Genomic DNA, 19,786 nt, shown 5'->3' on the forward strand with positions numbered 1-19,786 from the left:
CAATAGATGTTAAACAACGCTACATATTGTATTTCGAAAAACAAAGCAAAAATCCTAGAAGAGGGACAGCTGATTCGCATCAGGCATACCTTCCAAACAACCTAATGCGTCCATATACTCGACAATTGTCTTCGAAACACGGCCGCGCTGTTGGAAATCTTCTTTCGAAAGAAATTCTCCGTCTTTCCTTGCTTCAACAATTGAATTCGCAACGTTCGTTCCAAGAGAAGGAACTGAATTAAATGGCGGAATCAGTGTATCGCCTTCAATAAGGAATGTTGTTGCGTCGGATTTATACAAATCTGGTCTTGCCAATGAAATACCGCGCTCCCACATTTCCAGCGCAATTTCAAGTACCGTGAGCAAGCTCTTTTCTTTCGGCGTTGCATCAAGCCCTTTTGCATTAATCTCTTTAACTTGCGCTCTAACCGACGCAGACCCCTTCGTCATCGTCAGTAGATCGAAGTCCGTTGCCCGTATTGTGAAGTATGTTGCATAGTACAGAATTGGATGATGCACTTTGAAGTATGCGATGCGTAGCGCCATCAATACATAGGCAGCTGCGTGTGCTTTCGGGAACATGTATTTAATCTTTTTACAAGATTCAATGTACCAGTTAGGTACGCTTTGAGCTTTCATTTCCGCTTCAAACTCCGGTGTCAACCCGCGGCCTTTACGGACAAATTCCATAATCTGAAAGGCCATCGACGGATCTAGCCCTTGATAGATCAGGTACACCATAATATCATCACGACAACCAATAACGTCTTTCAATTCGCAAGTTTTGTTCTGAATCAATTCCTGGGCGTTGCCGAGCCAAACGTCCGTACCATGAGACAATCCGGAAATTTGAATCAGTTCCGAAAACGTCGATGGCTTCGTTTCTTCAAGCATCTGCCGTACGAATCTTGTCCCAAACTCAGGCACACCAAGCGTACCCGTCTTACAACCGATTTGCTCCGGAGTGACGCCAAGCGAAGTTGTACCGCTGAATAATTCCATGACGCCTTTATCATCCGGTGGAATCGTAAGTGGATCAATGCCGGATAAATCCTGCAACATTTTAATCATTGTCGGATCATCATGACCAAGAATATCGAGTTTCAACAAGTTATTGTCAATGGAATGGAAGTCAAAATGAGTCGTCTTCCAACTCGAATTCAAATCATTCGCCGGAAACTGAATGGGTGTAAAATCGAATATATCCATATCATCCGGAACAACGATAATTCCACCGGGATGCTGCCCCGTATTCCTTTTAACGCCTGAACAACCTTGTACCAGTCGATCAATTTCAGCGCCACGGAAGTTCAAATTATTATCATTCATATAGCCGCGTACATAGCCATAGGCGGTCTTCTCAGCGACTGTTCCAATCGTCCCTGCACGATAAACAAAATCTTCACCGAACAGTTCCTTCGTATAATTATGAGCATGTGCTTGATAATCACCACTGAAGTTGAGGTCAATATCGGGAACTTTATCCCCATTAAATCCAAGGAAAGTTTCAAACGGGATATCCTGACCATCTTTTTTGAATGGCGTTTCGCATGTTGGGCACATTTTGTCTGGAAGATCGTAGCCAGAACTGACAGATCCATCATCGAAAAACTCGGCTACCTTACAGGTCGGACAAATATAATGTGGCGGCATTGGATTTACTTCGGTGATTTCCATCATCGTAGCAACAAGCGACGAACCGACAGACCCCCGAGACCCAACCAGATACCCTTCATCTAGCGATTTCTTCACGAGTTTATGCGAAATAAGGTAGATAACCGCAAAGCCGTGACCAATAATCGATTTTAGTTCTTTTTCAATACGTGCTTCGATGATTTCCGGCAATTGCTCACCATAGATTCCGTGCGCCATTGAATACGTCAGTTCACGTACTTCTTCATCCGCACCTTCGATTGTAGGGGTATAAAGATCATCTTTGATTGGCTTTACGTTACCGATTCTTTCTAAAATTGCATGCGGGTTGTCGATGACTATTTCTTCCGCGACTTCTTGACCTAGAAACGCAAACTCTTCCAGCATCTCATCCGTCGTCCGGAATTGGACCGCCGGTAGCGAATGCCTGTTCATCGGATTGGCTCCACCTTGTGATCTGACAAGTACTTGGCGGAATGTTGCATCCGTTTCATCAATGTAATGGACATTTCCAGTTGCACAAACGGGTAAACCAACCTTTTTTCCAAGCTTGATTAGTTTCCGCATTATGTCTTCCATATTCCACTCATCGCGAATCAATTCAAGTTCAAGCAAATGCGAATAAACTGGTTTGGGATGGACTTCAAGGTAATCATAAAACTTCGCAATTTCCTCTACTTCTTCCATCGGTTTCTGCATAAGCCCCTCGAACACTTCACCTTTATCACAACCAGAGCCAACAAGCAGCCCTTTACGGTATTTAACTAGCAATGAACGCGGAATACGCGGAATACGGTAGAAATAATCCATATGTGAGTACGAAACAAGTTTGAACAGGTTTTTCAATCCTTCATCATCCACCGCTAAAAGTGTACAATGCGATGGACGGGACCGTTTGTAGACGTCACCTTCACCAATATGGCGGTTAAAGTCATCCAAGTATTCGATGCCTTTGCTTTCCGCATCTTTTAACAAACGAAGGAACAGATGTGCAGTCGCTTCGGTATCATAGATTGCTCGGTGAGCCTGAGTCAGTTCGATTCCGAACTTTTTCGCTAACGTACCAAGCCTGTGATTACCCATTTCTGGGTACAAGAAGCGGGCCAGTTCGAGCGTATCGATAACCGGATAGGCCGCGGCTTCCAAGTCCGCCTTTTTACATGCTTGATAAAAGAAGCCCATATCGAATTTCGCATTATGAGCAACAAGAATCGAATCGCCAATAAATTCGACGAAATCTTTCGTGACATCCTCAATTTCCGGTGCATTTTTTACCATTTCGTCGGTAATTCCCGTCAATCTGGTCGTTGTCGATGATAGCGGATGATGCGGATTTGAGAATCTTTCGAACGTCTCAATAATCTCACCATTTTTCACTCTGACTGCAGCCAGCTCGATGATTCTGTCATACACTGCTGAAAGCCCTGTCGTCTCAACGTCAAATACAACAAATGAATCATCTTCAAGCTTTCTATGCTGTTCATCAAATACGATAGGCACTCCGTCATCAACTAGATTTGCTTCTAGTCCGAAAATGACTTTCACACCATGTTTTTTCCCAGCGTTATACGCCTCTGGAAATGATTGAACGTTCGCGTGATCTGTAATTGCGATTGCGGGGTGTCCCCATTTCGCCGCTTGTTCAACAAGTGCAGATGCAGATACAACGGCATCCATCTGACTCATCGTCGTGTGTGCATGCAGTTCAATCCGTTTTCGGTCCTTCGGCGCCTTGTCTTGTCTGATAATAGGAGACACTTCCATAACGTCTTGAGCCATCATAATAAGATCCCGTACGAACGTATCGTTTTGGATACCGCCGCGGGCTCGAATCCATGTCCCTTTTTTCAGCGCCTTCATCATTTCCGCATCTTCGTTATCACGCGAGAACATTTTAACAAGAATTGAATCCGTGTAATCTGTTACTTTAATCGTCAACAGTGAGCGTCCACTCCGCAGTTCACGAACATCCGTATCAAACACATAGCCTTCTATTGTCACGCGACGTTCTTCGTCCTGAATTTGCTGAATTTCGAGCATAGGCTCATCTGGTTTAATTGGCGTTCCGAGACGGAATGGTCCAGATACAGTGCCACTTTCTTTCTGGGATGTTTCCCTTAGTTTTAAATCTTCAAGCGCTTTTTTACCATACGCTTCCTCTTCCGCTAGCCGTTGCGCCATAAATGCTTCACGGGCAGCTTCCGCTCCGCTATCTTCATCTGTCAATTTGAAATCGACGACAGGCCGCGGAAATCCGAATGATGTATACACATCCGTGATGAGTCCAGCATATTTGCCTTTCATCATTTGTAGTTCCAAATCATTCGTACAAGAAAGCGTCATTTTACCACCCGTCATGACCGGCTTTTGTCCAATAAGAAGTTCTCTGATTGGCGGAGACATATCACTCAACTCTTCGATGATAAATGGCCAATAATCCGTTAGTAATTGCCCATCTACTTCCTGGTTTCTGGATGTAATATGAAGCTTAACCCTCGCAATTGCCGCAAATGTTTTATTGATACGTTGCGAAAACACTGTATAGACATCTACTGGTAATGGCTTGTCGAGCGTTAAATTAAATTGCCACACTCTTGATTTTCGGTGAATGTTCACACGGTTAAGTTCCGCATGTTCAAAGTGAATGACATATTGATCATCTGTCATCTCGATTTGTTGCAGCAAGATATATAGTTTATTTATAGCGTCCATAAGCCTCTCCAATCCTTCATCAGTAAGAAAAGCGCAAGGCGCCGTCTGGACGCGACAGGCATAAGTCGATCCAGGGACGTGGCGCTCTTTGCCACATAGCTGGATTGCTTATGACCGAGCGGCTGGCGCCTGGAGCTAGACACTGTTCTAGGTCAAAAAACACATTCTTTCTTAATCTTTCGAAAAAGAAGGGAAGTACCGACATGCGGCCTTCCCTTCTCAATAGTTATTCAGCTGTGAAAAATGCTTGTAACTTTTCAGTTAGTTCTTCTTTTTGCCATTCAGCAGTTTCCCCGGTTTGTCTGAATTTGATTTCGACAATTCCTTCTGAAGCTCTTTTCCCGATTGTAATGCGAATCGGTAGACCAATTAAATCTGAATCTGCGAATTTAACGCCTGCACGTTCAGGACGATCATCATACAGGACATCATATCTGTAAGATTTTAGAACACTATATAATTCGTCAGCCAATTCTTTCTGACTTTCATCTTTAAGATTTACGGCAATTAGATGGACATCAAATGGCGCAATCTTCTTCGGCCATTTCAATCCGTACTCATCATTGAACTGTTCCGCGACAGCTGCAAGTATACGTGATACGCCAATGCCATAACAGCCCATGATGTACGGTTTCGATCTGCCGTTTTCATCAAGGAATGTTCCGCCCATCGGTTCACTATATGTCGTACCTAATTTGAATATATGTCCAAGTTCAATTCCTTTGGCAAACTTAATGGTACCCTTGCCATCCGGAGACGCGTCTCCTTCGAGGATGAAACGAAGATCTTCATAGCGATCCACAGCAAAATCACGTTCTGGATTGACATTTGTCAAATGGAAACCGTCTTCGTTTGCTCCGCATACACCGTTGACGATTGATGCGACTGAGTGATCTGCAATCACTTTAAGATCAAGAGGAAGTTTAACTGGCCCGATTGAACCAACCCCACAAGAAAGAAGCTCAGTAACATCACCTTCAGCTGCGAACTCAACTTCTGAGGCCCCAAGTACATTTTTCAACTTAATATCATTGATTTCATGATCTCCACGACAAAGGACTGCGATTAGCTCATCATCTGCTTTGAAGATAAGTGTCTTAATAAGACGAGTTGCATCGACATTCAGGTATGAAGCAACTTCGCTGATTGTTTTTTGATCAGGCGTTGCGACTTTTTCTACTTCCCGCAATGCTTCATCCAGTTTTTCATAGTTGACATTCACTTCAGCCATTTCAATGTTAGCTGCATATGAGGAAGAATCACTATATGCAATTGTATCTTCACCAATGTCAGACAGCGCCATGAATTCATGCGTATCTGTACCACCGATTGATCCACCGTCTGCCATAACTGCACGGAAATCAAGCCCAAGCCTTGTAAAGATATTCGTATAGGCTTGCATCATTTCCTGGTATTTCTCATCAAGACTTTCTTCCGTCGCATGGAAGGAATACGCATCTTTCATGATGAATTCGCGTCCTCGCAGAAGTCCGAAACGTGGACGCTGTTCATCCCTGAACTTCGTCTGTATTTGGAACATTGTCAGTGGTAGCTTCTTATAAGATTTCACTTCATCGCGAACAAGTGAAGTAATTACTTCTTCATGAGTCGCACCGAGGGCGAATTCCCTTTTATGCCGATCAGTCATTCTGAATAGCTCAGGACCATATGAGTACCATCTGCCAGTTTCCTGCCACAGTTCCGCTTGTTGCATAGCAGGCATAAATACTTCTACAGCTTCGATTGCTTCCATCTCTTCACGGATAATTGTCTCGACTTTTTGAAGTACTTTCTTTCCCAAAGGTAGGAATGAATAAATTCCACTTGTATTTTGTCGGATAAAACCTGCGCGTAAAAGTAATTGATGTGATTTTACATCGGCATCAGAAGGTACTTCACGCATCGTAGGTATGAATGTTCGCGATTGTTTCATCTATGTTCCCACCTTAAGTATTGTTTTTGGAATTCCTTGGTATATAGGTCAATATAAAGAATCCCATTTAATTCGCTACGGCGCTCAGAGATACGTGCCGACCTAAGCCAAGTCGCTTCGATCCTGTCGATAAAGGCAAAGTACACCTTTTCCGACTGGCCCTACAGCGCTTGTCGGGGCTAAACGGCGCCTTGCGCTTTTCTTGTCTAGACTTCAGGCGCCACCCCCTCGAGTCGCTTCGAGCCTGTCGATAAAGGCAAAGTACGCCTTTCCCAACAGGCACTACAGCGCTTGTCGAGGCTAAACGGCGCCTTGCGCTTTTCTTTAAAAGAAAAAGCGCTGTATATCATTCCAGGTTACTATAAGCATAAGTAACATCAGCAGAACAATCCCTACGAAATGGACCATTCCTTCTTTTTGTTTGGCGATTGGCTTACCACGAATTGCCTCAAACAGGAAGAACAATAGCCTTCCGCCGTCAAGTGCTGGTAATGGCAACAAGTTCATAATCCCCAGGTTAATGCTTAAAATTGCCGCCCAGTTCATAAGACTATATATACCGTGCTGCGCTACTTCCCCAGTAGCTTGGTAAATACCTACAGGTCCTGATAAGGCGTCGAATGACAATTGACCTGTTACAAGCTGCCCGAGTAAATCGGCTATTCTTTTAAACCATACAATTGTTTCTTCCGCCCCATGTTGAACTGCTTTTAATGCACCTTTCTCTACTGGGCTTGTATACTTCACGCCAATCTGGCCGTATTCTTTACCTTTTTCTTCAAGTGTCTTTGGTACAACATCCATCATCACCGAATCACCGTTACGATCCACTTCAAGCTGGAGCAGTATACCGGGACTATTTTGAATGATTTCAGCAAACTCCTGCCATGTTTCGATGGGTTTGCCATCGACCACTTTAACGAAGTCTCCATCTTTCATACCAGCAACCTGTGCAGGATCACCGCTAACCACGTTTGTAATAACGGGTTCATATGTCGGTACACCTTGTAACAGTCCGATCGTAAGGAATATGAAAAACGCCAGAATAAAGTTAAACAATGGACCTGCAAAGATAGTCATTGCTCGGCCGCCGAGAGACTTCGATTCGAATTGGCGATCATACGGGGCAATAAGTGTTTTCTGCCCCTTCTCATAGATAACCGCTTTTCTAGATACATTGTAACGGACAAGCTGCCCTTCTTCATCATAGCCTTCGATGAATAGTTCCTTTTCCAAATCAGATGACTCGGTTTCAAGGAATAGAACGTCAGGATTCGCAACATTGCGGTTCAAGTAAATCTTTTCAACTTCATTCGCAGCATTAATTAATAGACCTACACGATAACCAGCCTGTAATGCAACCGTATCAAAGTCTTCCCCTGCCATCCGGACATAACCACCAAGCGGCAGAAGTCTAACTGTATATAACGTTTCACCTTTTTGAATACCAATAATTTTAGGGCCGAATCCTATTGCGAATTCACGCACCATGATTCCAGCCTTTTTCGCAAACAAGAAATGTCCTAGTTCATGAAAAAAGACCAAAGTACCGAATACGATTATAAACGAAATAACGGTTTCCATGAAAAACCACCTTCACTGACCTCTTTGGCCGTTTCTAAAAAACTCATTCTACCATAGCATACACCATTTTTCGAGTAAGCGAATCTGTTTCCAAAATTGCTTCAAGACTCGGAGTTAGAATTGTTCGATGCGCCTCCATTACCCGTTCAATGATGTCTTCAATTTGCACAAATGGAATACGACCATTCATAAACAACGCTACAGCCACTTCATTTGCAGCATTCATGGCAGCTGGCATTGTACCACCTTCTTTACCAGCAGCATATGCAAGTCCCAACGCCTTAAAACGAACTAGATCCATTTTCTCGAAATGCAACATTCCAATTTCTTCGAGACGAAGCGGTTTCGCGTTTTGCATCGGAATCCGATCTGGATAGGTCAAAGCATATTGGATAGGTACGCGCATATCTGGTGAACCAAGTTGTGCCATGACACTTGTGTCTTCGAACTCGATCATCGAATGGATGATACTTTCCTTATGAAGCAAACAATCAATTTTTTCATAAGGCATTGCAAAAAGATGATGTGCCTCAATCACTTCAAGCCCCTTGTTCAACATGGTCGCCGAGTCGATTGTTAATTTATTGCCCATTGACCAATTAGGATGCGCAAGAGCCTGTTCAAGCGTCACGTTTGCAAGTTCTGCCCGGGTAAGATCCCTGAAACTTCCGCCTGAAGCCGTCAAAATAAGCCTAGAAATACGTTTCGGATCTTCACCGTTCAACGCTTGGAAAAGTGCTGAATGTTCACTATCCACAGGTAAAATCGGTACACCGTATTTACGGGCTTCGCTCATAACGATTTCTCCTGCTGCGACAAGTGTTTCCTTATTGGCAATAGCGATAGTTATCCCAGCGCGGATTGCTTCAAGTGTTGGTTTAAGCCCAACACTGCCGATGACGGCATTAAGCAATATATCAGAACCCGTACGTGCCGCAACTTCAACAAGGCCATCATCTCCGTAAACAAATTCGATAGCGGGAAATTCCGTTTTCAGCATTTCGGCATCTTCACATCTTATTACAGATATCATTTGTGGATGATACGCTGAAGCAATTTCCCTTACACTATCGATATTCAAACCAGCTGAAAAAGATACGAGCTTAAATTTATCGGGGTTGGAACCAATGATATCCAGTGTCTGTATACCGATGGAGCCTGTAGCCCCTAGTAGACTTATTTTCTTTGTCATGTAGACACCCTTTCCCTTATCCTACAAAGTGTAGAAAATGAAGTAATGGCAGTACAAAAAGGAGACTATCGAACCTGTCTAGAATCCCACCATGACCTGGCAGGAGCTTTCCTGAATCCTTCACTTCATAATGCCTTTTTAGTGCCGATTCGACAAGGTCGCCCAATTGCCCGACAATCGATGCAATAATCGTCACAACAATAAGTATGATATATGTAGAAGCAATAGGGAAGTAGATTTGGAAGATGCAAGCAAAAACAACAGCTGACAATACACCGCCTACAAAACCTTCCACTGTCTTGTTCGGGGAGATCTCCGGCCACAATTTACGCTTACCTATTTTTCTACCTGTGAAATAGGCACCGGAATCCGTAACCCAAATTACCATCAAAGCATATACGACATATTCGATTCCGAATAATCTCGTTTCAATCAAATAATAAAACCCAATTCCGACATACAACACACCTAAAACAGAAAAAGCTGCATGATCGAACGTAAATCGATTTTTAACAACAACTGTATAAATCAATAGCATAAGGACAATAGCAAATGTCATTTCGATTTTTGTATAACCAACCATTTCGAAGACGGTGCCGCTCCAATTGGCAGGCATAAGTAATATTGCAAGCGCAACCCATGTCAAAATACCTTCAATTGAAATTAATTGAATGTCCCTCATCCGTAAAAGTTCATATAACCCAATTGTTGCAATTGCATAAACTGCAATCGTGAAGGGCAACCCACCTATTACAACTAGTGGAACGAAAAAGATAAGCGCAACGATTGCCGTTAGTATCCTCTGTTTCAAACGTCTCCATTCCCTTCTACACTACCAAAACGTCTATTTCGCAATTGGAATTCTTCAATCGCATTCAGCATGCATATTTCATCAAAATCTGGCCACAACACGTCTGTGAAAGAAAGCTCGGCATATGCGAGCTGCCAAAGCATGAAATTGGACAACCTGACTTCGCCGCTTGTGCGAATTAGTAAATCCGGTTCCGGTAAATGAGCGGTCATTAAATGGGATCCAATGAGTGACTCATCAATATCTTCTGGATTAATTGAACCATCCGCTACCAGTGCCACAATTTCTTTGACAGATTCGACAAGTTCTAGCCTGCTGCCGTAATTCATGGCAAAGTTCAATGTTAAACCGTCATTGTGCTTTGTTTCTTCCATTGCCTTACTAATCGCTTTTTTCGTATGATCTGGCAACATATCAAAGTTTCCAATCATTTCTACCTTCACGTTTTGCTCGATTAATTCTGGGAGGTGAGTGCTAAGAAACTCCCCTGGAAGTTTCATCAAGAAATCTATTTCTAGTTTCGGTCGTTTCCAATTTTCCGTAGAAAAGGCATAAAGTGTAAGCACTTTTACACCAAGGTCATTTGCGATGCGTGTTATTACACGAACCTTTTTCATCCCTTCATGATGACCTGCAATCCTCGGTAAATTACGCCGTTTCGCCCATCTGCCGTTGCCATCCATAATAATCGCCACGTGGGCAGGGATATGCTTGCTTTTAACAGTTGTCATTCGGTCCGAAATTGAACTAGCTGCCACCACAGTTTTTTTCCCAAATATTTTTTCCAGCATATCGTTTCCTCCACTCAGCTACTATCAGAGCAAGTACATACTCTATCGTAACAAATTAGACGGTTAATTTCATTTTTTATTGCTGTTCATAAAGAACAAATACGGAAACGCCTGTTCAAGGGCGTTGGAGTCTCGACGCGGGGTAGGACCTTTCATAGGTTATCCACAGGCCAAGAGCTTTATAATTTCCTAAGCAAAGAAAAAGACGTCCTGAAATTAGGACGTCTCGGAATATAGAAAGTTCTTCTATCAGATTTCCATGATTTCGTTTTCTTTATCTTTTGCAATTTCATCGATTCTCACGATTTGTGAATCCGTCAACTTTTGGATTTCTTCACCATAACGGTGTAGTTCATCCTCAGTAATTGAACTACTTTTTTCAAGTTTCTTGAAATCTTCATTCGCATCACGACGAACATTACGTATCGCTATTTTTGCTTCCTCTGCTTCTTTTTTCACAGATTTCACAAGTTCTTTTCGGCGATCTTCTGTCAATGCTGGAACAGCAAGGCGGATAACGCTACCATCATTAGAAGGTGTAATTCCGATATCCGATTTCATGATTGCCTTTTCAATATCAGCAAGTATTGTCTTGTCATAGGGTTGAATGACAAGCAGACGTGCCTCAGGTACTGAAATACCAGCCATCTGTGATATTGGAGTAGGAGCACCGTAATACTCAACAGTTAATCTGTCCAGCATTGCAGCACTTGCACGTCCTGCACGAATAGAAGCTAGTTCTCTCGTATATCCACCAATTGCTTTTTCCATACGATCTTTCGCTTGATCCATTACTTCGTTAGCCATTATAAATTCCTCCTGACGACCGTCCCGATCGATTCACCTAGGACGGCTCTCTTAATATTTCCATTTTCCATAATAGAGAATACTACGAGTGGGATATCGTTGTCCATACATAGAGTCGAAGCCGTTGAATCCATTACTTCAAGCCCTTGGTTAATGACATCCAAAAACGATAGTTCTAAGTATTTAACTGCATTCTTATCTTTAGCCGGGTCAGCTGAATAAACGCCGTCCACATTGTTTTTCGCCATAAGAATGACGTCCGCTTCAATTTCAGCTGCGCGGAGCGCTGCTGTCGTATCAGTTGAGAAATACGGATTCCCCGTACCTGCTGCAAAAATGACGACACGTTTCTTTTCAAGATGACGGATTGCTTTGCGGCGTATGTATGGTTCCGCAACTTGTCTCATTTCAATTGATGAAGAGACACGAGTTTCAACGCCAATTTTCTCAAGGGAATCTTGTAGAGCAAGGGAATTCATAACCGTAGCGAGCATGCCCATGTAATCTGCTGTCGCACGATCCATTCCCATTTCACTGCCAACTTTACCGCGCCAAATATTTCCGCCTCCGACAACAACGGCAACTTCGACATCTAGGTCAACAACTTCTTTCACTTGTATTGCAACGTTTTTAATAACTTCTGGCGATAGACCGAAACCTTGATCACCAGCAAGTGCTTCTCCGCTTAATTTCAAGACGATACGTTTATATTTTGGATTGCTCATTTGTATCCTCCATCTATTCTTTTTTCTTAAGAAAAGCACAAGCGCCTATTATAAATGAACGCAGCCTGTAGAGGCCCACGACATGCATAAGATGGGCCGGTGAAGTGGCGTTCTTTGCACACATAGCCGGACTGGCTTATGCCCCAATCTCCTAGGCGCCTGGAGCTAGACACTGTTCCATGTTGAAAAACTTATACTTTCTTAGCTCTTGAAAAATGGGGAACACACGCATGTGTTCCCCATTTGTTAGTCTATAACGGCTCAGTTACCTTTAACTTGGCTCATAACTTCATCTGCGAAGTTATCTTCAGGTTTTTCAATACCTTCACCAACTGCATAACGGATAAATTCTTTCAATGTACCGCCAGTTGATTTCACGAAATCGCCAACTTTTTGATCGGAATTTTTAACAAATGCCTGATCAAGTACACAAATATCTTCGAAGTATTTACCGATACGGCCTTCAACCATTTTCGCAACGATGTTTTCTGGTTTACCTTCGTTAAGCGCTTGTTCTGTAAGGATTTTACGTTCGTGCTCAACTTCTTCAGCAGAAACTTGGTCACGTGAAACGTATTTCGGATTCAATGCTGCAATGTGCATTGCAACGTCTTTTGCTGCATCTGAATCTGTTGAACCTTCAACAATAGTAAGAACACTGATTCGTCCACCCATGTGCAAATACGGTCCGAAAGCATCGTTATCTGTTTTCGTACGAATTTCATAACGACGAAGTGTAATTTTCTCACCAATTTTAGCAACAGTGTTTGAAATATGATCCGCTACTGACAATCCGTTTGGCAATGTAGATGCAACTGCCTCTTCGACTGTAGCAGGCTTTGTAGCAAGAAGGTGTACAGCAAGATCGTTTACAAGTGTTTGGAAACCTTCATTTTTAGCTACGAAATCAGTTTCTGCGTTCACTTCAAGAATAATTGCTTCGTTACCGTCAACATGAATATACGTTGTACCGTCTGCAGCAATACGATCCGCTTTCTTAGCAGAACTAGAAAGACCTTTTTCACGTAGGAAATCAATTGCCGCTTCCATGTCACCGTTTGTTTCTGTTAACGCTTTTTTACAGTCCATCATACCTGTACCTGTTTTTTCCCGTAATTCCTTAACCATTTGCGCTGTAATTTTCATTTTTTCCATTCCTCCTATTTATGCCATCAATTCCGAAAAAAGACGATAAGGGTATAAGCCGCTTATCGTCTTTTCATTTACTGGATTTACTCTGCAGCTACAGTTTCTTCTTGAGTCGCTTCTTCGTCTTCGCCTTGTCTTGATTCAAGCAAAGCATCAGCCATTTTGCTAGTCAATAGACGTACTGCGCGAATTGCATCATCATTCGCAGGAATGATGTAGTCAATTTCGTCTGGATCACAGTTCGTGTCAACGATTCCAACTAGTGGAATGTTCAATTTGATTGCTTCAGCAACCGCGATGCGTTCTTTGCGTGGGTCAACAACGAACATAACATCCGGAATTGCTTTCATATCACGGATTCCGCCAAGGAATTTCACAAGACGTTCGTGTTGTTTCTTAAGTTGTCCAACTTCTTTTTTAGGAAGTACGTCAAATGTACCGTCTTCTTCCATTTTCTCGATTTGTTTCATACGTGCAACACGTTTTTGGATTGTGCCAAAGTTTGTAAGTGTTCCACCAAGCCAGCGTTGGTTAATATAATACATTCCAGCGCGTTCAGCTTCTTCTTTAATTGCATCTTGTGCTTGTTTTTTAGTACCGACGAATAGAACTTTACCGCCATCAGCACCAACTTGACGCATGAATGCGTAAGCTTCTTCAAGTTTTTTCACCGTTTTTTGTAGATCGATGATGTAGATTCCGTTACGTTCCACGAAGATGAATTTCTTCATTTTCGGGTTCCAGCGGCGTGTTTGGTGACCGAAGTGTACTCCGGCTTCAAGCAGTTGTTTCATTGAGATAACTGACATTTTGTATTCCTCCTGTTTTGGTTTAATTCCCTCCGTGCACCTCATCCGCCAAAACGACCTCTCGGCACCATTCCTGACGTCCGTCCACGTGTGTAGTATTACCATTCGATAATATACCATATGATTATCTTTATTGCAACCTTCATAGTTTATATTGAAGAATCCTATTAAATTCACGTCGACTGCCCTTGTAAGGCACCTTCGTTTAGTTTATATAGGTATTCATTTGTTTAACATATATACTTCATCTGAATTTCAAGATTAACTCTATCTCTGTACGCCCTTTGCCTAGTTGCTTAGCAATTTCTTCTATGGACTGCCCCGCGTCGTACAGTCTAATTACCTGTGTTCTTGCATCCACGGCTTCAACTGGCGCCTTAGACTCCTCAGTGGCCTGTCCTGCTGCCTTATAAGACTTGAGAGCAAGATTAACTGGCATTTTAGGTATGCTGGCACGTATTACGGGCCGAACTTCTTCAGAAGCCGCAGGTTCTTGTGAAGCACTTACAGTTGTTTTTTTGAAATCAGGTTGTTGAGCATGGACTGTAAGCTGTTCAATTAAGCGCTCATTCTCGTCTTTCAACTCCGACAAGTATGCGACAATCGAATTATCCATTTCAGTCATAAGCTTGCGCTGTTTTTTTTCGAGATCATCAAACTTCGTAACTTTAGTGTAAAGCAAAGCTAGGAAGTAAAAACTTATTATTTGTATGATGAATAGAAACACTAAAAAAATCGTTATCATCGTCATTAGCCTGTAAAGTCAACAAACGCACCTTTATAGGGGTGTATCGTCTTCTTTTCCTCTTCATTTTGTTGGTGGTCTCCGTTTTGTAACTCTCCTTGATCATGTTCCTGTCGATGTCCGTCTGCCGCCGCCTTCGCTGCCTCTTCCGATTCCAAGACAGTTTCTTTACCTTTTAACGCTTGCCGTTCCATAAGTGAATTGGCATGATCTAAGTTTAATTGGGTTTGTTGGTGCTTTTGTTCTGCGATTTTTCCCGCATCGAAGGTCTTGGGTATCGCAATTTGCAGTTCAATCCCCTTCAAACTCATAAGATCCCTCCATCAACAATTTCAGTTGCTAATAGTTTGCGAAGTTTGAATAGCGCTTTCGAGTGAATTTGAGAAATCCGCGACGTAGATAAACCTAAAATCTCACCGATTTCTGTAAGAGTCATTTCTTCTGTATAAAAAAAGCTCAATACAAGCTGTTCATTTTTATTTAGTTCATTGATTTTAGTAATCAAGTCACCAATCAATTCAGTCATCATAGTCTTCTGCTCAGGAGTCTTTGTACCTTCATCCTTTATGATAAACGACTTTTGTCCTTCATCGTCATCGTCATTGACTTTCTCATCAATAGAAAGGACGTTTGAAAAATAATGTTCATGGACAGTCTGATATACCTGATCTACACTTATTCCCATGTGCTCAGCAATTTCTTCTGGTGCAGCATGACGTTGCAACTTCTGCTCAAGCTTCATAATTTCTTCTTCTTGTTTTTTGGATTTCTCCCTAGAAGAACGCGGTAACCAATCTTCTTTCCGCAAGCCATCGATAATGGTTCCACGGATACGAAAAGATGCATACGTATCAAATTTCAAATCCCTACTTGGATCGAATTTCGTTAAGGCGTCAAATAGACCGTGAAGTCCTAGACTCATTATGTCATCACGCGAAACGTTACGTGGCAGTCCAGAGCTAATTCGTTGCACATGATAGCTGACAAGCGGCGTGTACTTACGGACAAGTATGTCTCCTGCTTCGGGATCACGATTACGAATCCACAGGTCCCAACATACGGCTTCCTCCATCAAATCCTGTTTCGACATCGAATCCCTCACTTTCAATGGTGATTCCGTCATAGTTACTAATATTATAGCAAAGAAACACGAAAAAAGGCGACTGAACTGACCAGCCGCCGTACTTAATTGTCCAGTGAACGAATTCATCCGCTCTTTTTTCAGATTTCTTTTGTCCCTAAGTTTACTGTACGGATGTTCAGTATAGATTCTGTAGGATTAAATTCAATTGTACGGCCGCTCGAGCCACCTGTGTCTTCAGCAATAATTGGGATAGACAATCGTTTCAATTCTTGTTTAACGGCTTCAACATTTCGCGGACCAATGCGAATCGTGTCGCTTGAACCGAATTGAAACATTTGTGAACCACCCGCAATTTTCGCCTTCAAAGCCATCGGTCTGACACCTTCCGCCTTGAGCAATTCCATCAACGCGTAAATACCGGTATCCGCAAACTTAGCGACATTAATGCGATCCGATTTACCAAGACTGGAATCCGGAAGCATGATATGTACCATTCCCGCAATCTTTTTACGCTCATCGTAGAGCACAATTCCGACACATGAACCCAGACCTGAAGTTCTAATTGTCATCGGCTCTTTGACGATATTCATATCCGCAATTCCTACCCGAATTACCTCACTCAAAATCACCATCTCACATTACACCTAGTGAACGGAAAATTGTAACGTAGGATGAAGGGTCCGGAAGCAGGAAAAAGTGACCGTCTACACTTGAAATTCCTTCCTCACTTTCCTCACGAATCTGCGTGTCAATAACGATGACTTCATCGCTATAATGAGATACTTCAATCAGTCCGAAACTGACGATTGCACCAACCATGTCGACACTTAACGAAGGTACTGTAGGATAAATTTTCAAGCCTGTAAAATCGGACAGAGCGGACAAGTAAGAACCCGAAAGAATATTGCCTAGTTCCTGCATCGCAGATACTCCTATTTCAGGTAGATTAGGAGAGGAAAAATCGAATGTCTCGTCCCCAATCAATCTTCTAATGAAGTGATTTGCTGATTCCACAGGAAGAACGAAAAACATACTGCCGGACAAATCCCCCTCAATGCGAAGGAAGATTCCAGCAACTATTTTTTCGGCACCACCAGCAAGGTCAAACATCTCATCGAATGATACTAGTTTGACACTTGGAACATGCATATCGATTTTACGATTAAGCAGTTGTGACAATGAAGTCGCCGCATGCGCAGCTCCAATATTCCCCACTTCTTTTAATACATCAAGATGCATGTCCGTAATCGCGTTGTCAGAGTTCATCTGATATCACCCGCTTCACGGGCTCGAGAACTTTATCTAGATTTAGCATAACAAGAAGATGTTTATCCACTTTAGCGACACCAGAGATGAAGTCTGATTCGATGGAACCGACGACTTCCGGTTGTGGCTCGATTGCATTTACTGGAATGTCGAGTACATCATTCGCAGCATCTACAATCAGCCCTACATCATATTCGTCTAGTGTGACAATAATTATTCTTGTACTGTCATCCATCTCTTTTGAAGTGAGGCCAAACCGCTCACGCAAGTCGACAATTGGAGTAACGATCCCTCTAAGGTTAATAACTCCCTTAACATAGGCTGGCGTTTTGGGAACCCGAGTAATCGAAAGCACTTTTTCGATTGACTGAACGATATCAACACCGATGGCATATTCCATATCCAACAATTGAAAAACAATTACTTTCATTTCTTTTTGATTGAGTTTGTCAGTCATATTTTTCACCCCCGCTTATTTAATCAATGCGTTGCAATCGACAATGAGTGCAACTTGTCCATTTCCAAGAATCGTTGCACCGGATATCGCGAATACACTTTGCAAATAATTACCAAGCGACTTCAACACAATTTCCTGTTGCCCGATGAATGAATCGACAACCAGTCCCGCTAATCTTTCGCCTTTACGGACAATGACTACAGACTGATAGCCATCCGATTCACTATTTTGTTCTGGTATTTCGAAAATTTCCGTCAAATTTAATAGTGGTATGATATTGCCACGGAAATCGATAACTTGTTGGTTATGTGCATTCATAATTTCAGAAGTCTGAATGATAGCCGTCTCAATGATTGATGACAACGGTATCGCAAACACTTCTTTTTTCAATTCTACTAGCATAACAGAAATGATCGATAGAGTTAATGGAAGTTGGACTTGGAATAAGGAACCTTGTCCTTCTTTTGATTCGATTGACATAAACCCGCCGAGTGATTCGATGGTATTTTTCACGACATCTAACCCTACGCCACGCCCAGATACATCCGAAATTTTTTCAGCTGTCGAGAAGCCAGATGCCAGAATGAGTTCAGCTACTTGACGGTCCGTCAGTGTTGCAGCTGTTTCTTTTGTAACAATGCCACTTTTAATTGCTTTTGCAAGGACACGTTCACGATTAACACCGGCTCCATCGTCTTCAAGCTCTATAAATACATGATTACCCGAATGATAGGCACGTAAAGTTACAGTACCTTCTTCTGGCTTCCCTTTGGCAACACGCTCAGCTGGACTTTCGATACCGTGATCCAGTGCATTACGAATCAAGTGAACAAGAGGATCCCCGATTTCGTCAATAACTGTTCGATCAAGTTCAGTTTCAGCTCCAATGATTTCGAGTTCAACTTTCTTGTTAAGATCACGTGCCAACTGCCTAACCATTTTAGGGAAACGATTGAATACTGTTTCAACTGGTATCATGCGCATGTTCAAGATGATGCTTTGCAAATCACCAGATACACGCGTAATCCGCTCGACCGTTTCATTCAATTCTGGGTTATGGATTTCACTTGCGATTGATTGAAGTCTCCCCCGATCAATAATCAGCTCTTCAAACAGATTCATGAGAACATCAAGTCTATCAATATTCACACGAATTGTTTTATTACCGGATTGTACACCTGAGTTCCGTTTTCCTTTTTGCTCAGTTGAACCGTTTTTAGCATCTGCATCGATAATAGTAGGCGTAATCGATTCTGTCTCTTTAGCAGACGCGTCATCGTTATCACGTTTCAAGTAATCAGTTGTAACAGGTATGACAGACACGCTTTCAATTTCGGACACTTTCAATACTTTGGCTTTCAAGACATCCGCATCTTCTTTTGTAATAAGCGCCACTGTAAACGTTTCGTTAAAGTCTTCATTTTCAAGCCGTTCTACTTTCGGCTCAGTTTTAATGATTTCGCCGGATTTTTCCAGTATTTCAAATACCATATACACCCTTGCTGCTTTCAATAAACAATCGTCTCGTAGTTTCACATTAATTTCAAATGCGCTAAAGCCTTGCTCAAATGATTGACTAAGGACAGTCATTTCGTACCCATCATAACGAAGTGAATCTTCATGGCTTACTTTATCTTCTAGTACAACAGCTGCTGCAGTTTCAGCTACCACCGCCCCACCAACTTCAATCCTGTTCAATGACTCTACAAGTTTGGTTACATCTTTTTTACCTGTTCCACCTGAGGCGATATCCATCACCATCTCTTCAAGGTAATCGACAGCTTGAAAAACGACATCCAAAATTTCAGCTGTAACACGAATTTTCGAATTACGGATTGCATCCAATACATTTTCCATCATATGTGTAAGATCGGCGATGTCTTCATACCCCATTGTTGCCGACATCCCTTTCAACGTATGAGCGGACCGGAATACTTCATTTACAATGGCAAGATCTAGCGGGTTTTTCTCGAGTTCCAACAGATGTTCGTTGCACGCTTGTAGATGCTCCTTGCTCTCATCTATAAACATTTCCAAGTATTGATTTGTATCCATCGTGACGCCTCCT

17 protein-coding genes are annotated in these 19,786 nt (G+C 42.4%); all 17 read right to left on the minus strand.

The window, feature by feature from the left end; genetic code table 11:
• Positions 1-54 precede the first annotated feature (54 nt).
• Positions 55-4,377, minus strand: coding sequence for a PolC-type DNA polymerase III (locus MKX62_RS00285; protein WP_370569894.1), 4,323 nt, complete (start codon positions 4,375-4,377; stop codon positions 55-57).
• Between the two features lie 214 nt (positions 4,378-4,591).
• Positions 4,592-6,298: a proline--tRNA ligase gene (locus MKX62_RS00290; RefSeq protein WP_067211165.1), complete on the minus strand. Its 1,707-nt coding sequence runs from the start codon at positions 6,296-6,298 to the stop codon at positions 4,592-4,594.
• Positions 6,299-6,622: 324 nt separating this feature from the next.
• The gene (gene rseP / locus MKX62_RS00295; RefSeq protein WP_338655896.1) at positions 6,623-7,882 is read right to left on the minus strand and encodes an RIP metalloprotease RseP; all 1,260 of its coding nucleotides are present in this window, start codon (positions 7,880-7,882) and stop codon (positions 6,623-6,625) included.
• Positions 7,883-7,925: 43 nt separating this feature from the next.
• Positions 7,926-9,074, minus strand: coding sequence for a 1-deoxy-D-xylulose-5-phosphate reductoisomerase (locus tag MKX62_RS00300; protein WP_340740391.1), 1,149 nt, complete (start codon positions 9,072-9,074; stop codon positions 7,926-7,928).
• Between the two features lie 16 nt (positions 9,075-9,090).
• Positions 9,091-9,885, minus strand: a complete 795-nt coding sequence (locus MKX62_RS00305) for a phosphatidate cytidylyltransferase (protein ID WP_187045378.1) — start codon at positions 9,883-9,885, stop codon at positions 9,091-9,093.
• A complete protein-coding gene (locus tag MKX62_RS00310) occupies positions 9,882-10,676 on the minus strand; it encodes an isoprenyl transferase (RefSeq protein ID WP_340740392.1) in 795 nt (264 codons plus the stop codon). Before MKX62_RS00310 ends, MKX62_RS00305 begins: the two co-directional genes overlap by 4 nt.
• Positions 10,677-10,925: 249 nt before the next feature.
• Positions 10,926-11,483 (minus strand): ribosome recycling factor, encoded by a 558-nt coding sequence (frr, locus tag MKX62_RS00315; RefSeq protein WP_067211177.1) that lies wholly within the window; start codon positions 11,481-11,483, stop codon positions 10,926-10,928.
• A complete protein-coding gene (pyrH, locus tag MKX62_RS00320) occupies positions 11,483-12,208 on the minus strand; it encodes a UMP kinase (protein ID WP_067211178.1) in 726 nt (241 codons plus the stop codon). Before pyrH ends, frr begins: the two co-directional genes overlap by 1 nt.
• A gap of 261 nt (positions 12,209-12,469) precedes the next feature.
• On the minus strand, positions 12,470-13,354 hold the full coding sequence (gene tsf, locus MKX62_RS00325) for a translation elongation factor Ts (protein ID WP_067211181.1): 885 nt from the start codon (positions 13,352-13,354) through the stop codon (positions 12,470-12,472).
• An 86-nt stretch (positions 13,355-13,440) separates the two neighbouring features.
• Positions 13,441-14,166: a 30S ribosomal protein S2 gene (gene rpsB, locus MKX62_RS00330; protein WP_067211184.1), complete on the minus strand. Its 726-nt coding sequence runs from the start codon at positions 14,164-14,166 to the stop codon at positions 13,441-13,443.
• A gap of 244 nt (positions 14,167-14,410) precedes the next feature.
• Positions 14,411-14,911: a DUF6115 domain-containing protein gene (locus MKX62_RS00335; RefSeq protein ID WP_340740393.1), complete on the minus strand. Its 501-nt coding sequence runs from the start codon at positions 14,909-14,911 to the stop codon at positions 14,411-14,413.
• A gap of 5 nt (positions 14,912-14,916) precedes the next feature.
• Positions 14,917-15,222: a hypothetical protein gene (locus MKX62_RS00340; RefSeq protein WP_067211189.1), complete on the minus strand. Its 306-nt coding sequence runs from the start codon at positions 15,220-15,222 to the stop codon at positions 14,917-14,919.
• The gene (locus MKX62_RS00345; protein WP_340740394.1) at positions 15,219-16,001 is read right to left on the minus strand and encodes a FliA/WhiG family RNA polymerase sigma factor; all 783 of its coding nucleotides are present in this window, start codon (positions 15,999-16,001) and stop codon (positions 15,219-15,221) included. Before MKX62_RS00345 ends, MKX62_RS00340 begins: the two co-directional genes overlap by 4 nt.
• Before the next feature lie 131 nt (positions 16,002-16,132).
• Positions 16,133-16,627: a chemotaxis protein CheD gene (locus MKX62_RS00350; RefSeq protein WP_187045383.1), complete on the minus strand. Its 495-nt coding sequence runs from the start codon at positions 16,625-16,627 to the stop codon at positions 16,133-16,135.
• Between the two features lies 1 nt (position 16,628).
• Entirely contained in the window at positions 16,629-17,261 is a 633-nt protein-coding gene (locus tag MKX62_RS00355; protein WP_340740395.1) for a chemotaxis protein CheC, read from the minus strand.
• Positions 17,251-17,718, minus strand: a complete 468-nt coding sequence (locus MKX62_RS00360; RefSeq protein WP_187045385.1) for a chemotaxis protein CheW — start codon at positions 17,716-17,718, stop codon at positions 17,251-17,253. The genes MKX62_RS00355 and MKX62_RS00360 overlap by 11 nt, the downstream gene beginning before the upstream one ends.
• 15 nt (positions 17,719-17,733) lie before the next feature.
• Positions 17,734-19,773 (minus strand): chemotaxis protein CheA, encoded by a 2,040-nt coding sequence (locus MKX62_RS00365; protein ID WP_187045386.1) that lies wholly within the window; start codon positions 19,771-19,773, stop codon positions 17,734-17,736.
• Positions 19,774-19,786 lie beyond the last annotated feature (13 nt).

This window comes from Sporosarcina sp. FSL K6-5500 (genome assembly GCF_038005665.1).
GTDB lineage: Bacteria > Bacillota > Bacilli > Bacillales_A > Planococcaceae > Sporosarcina > Sporosarcina psychrophila.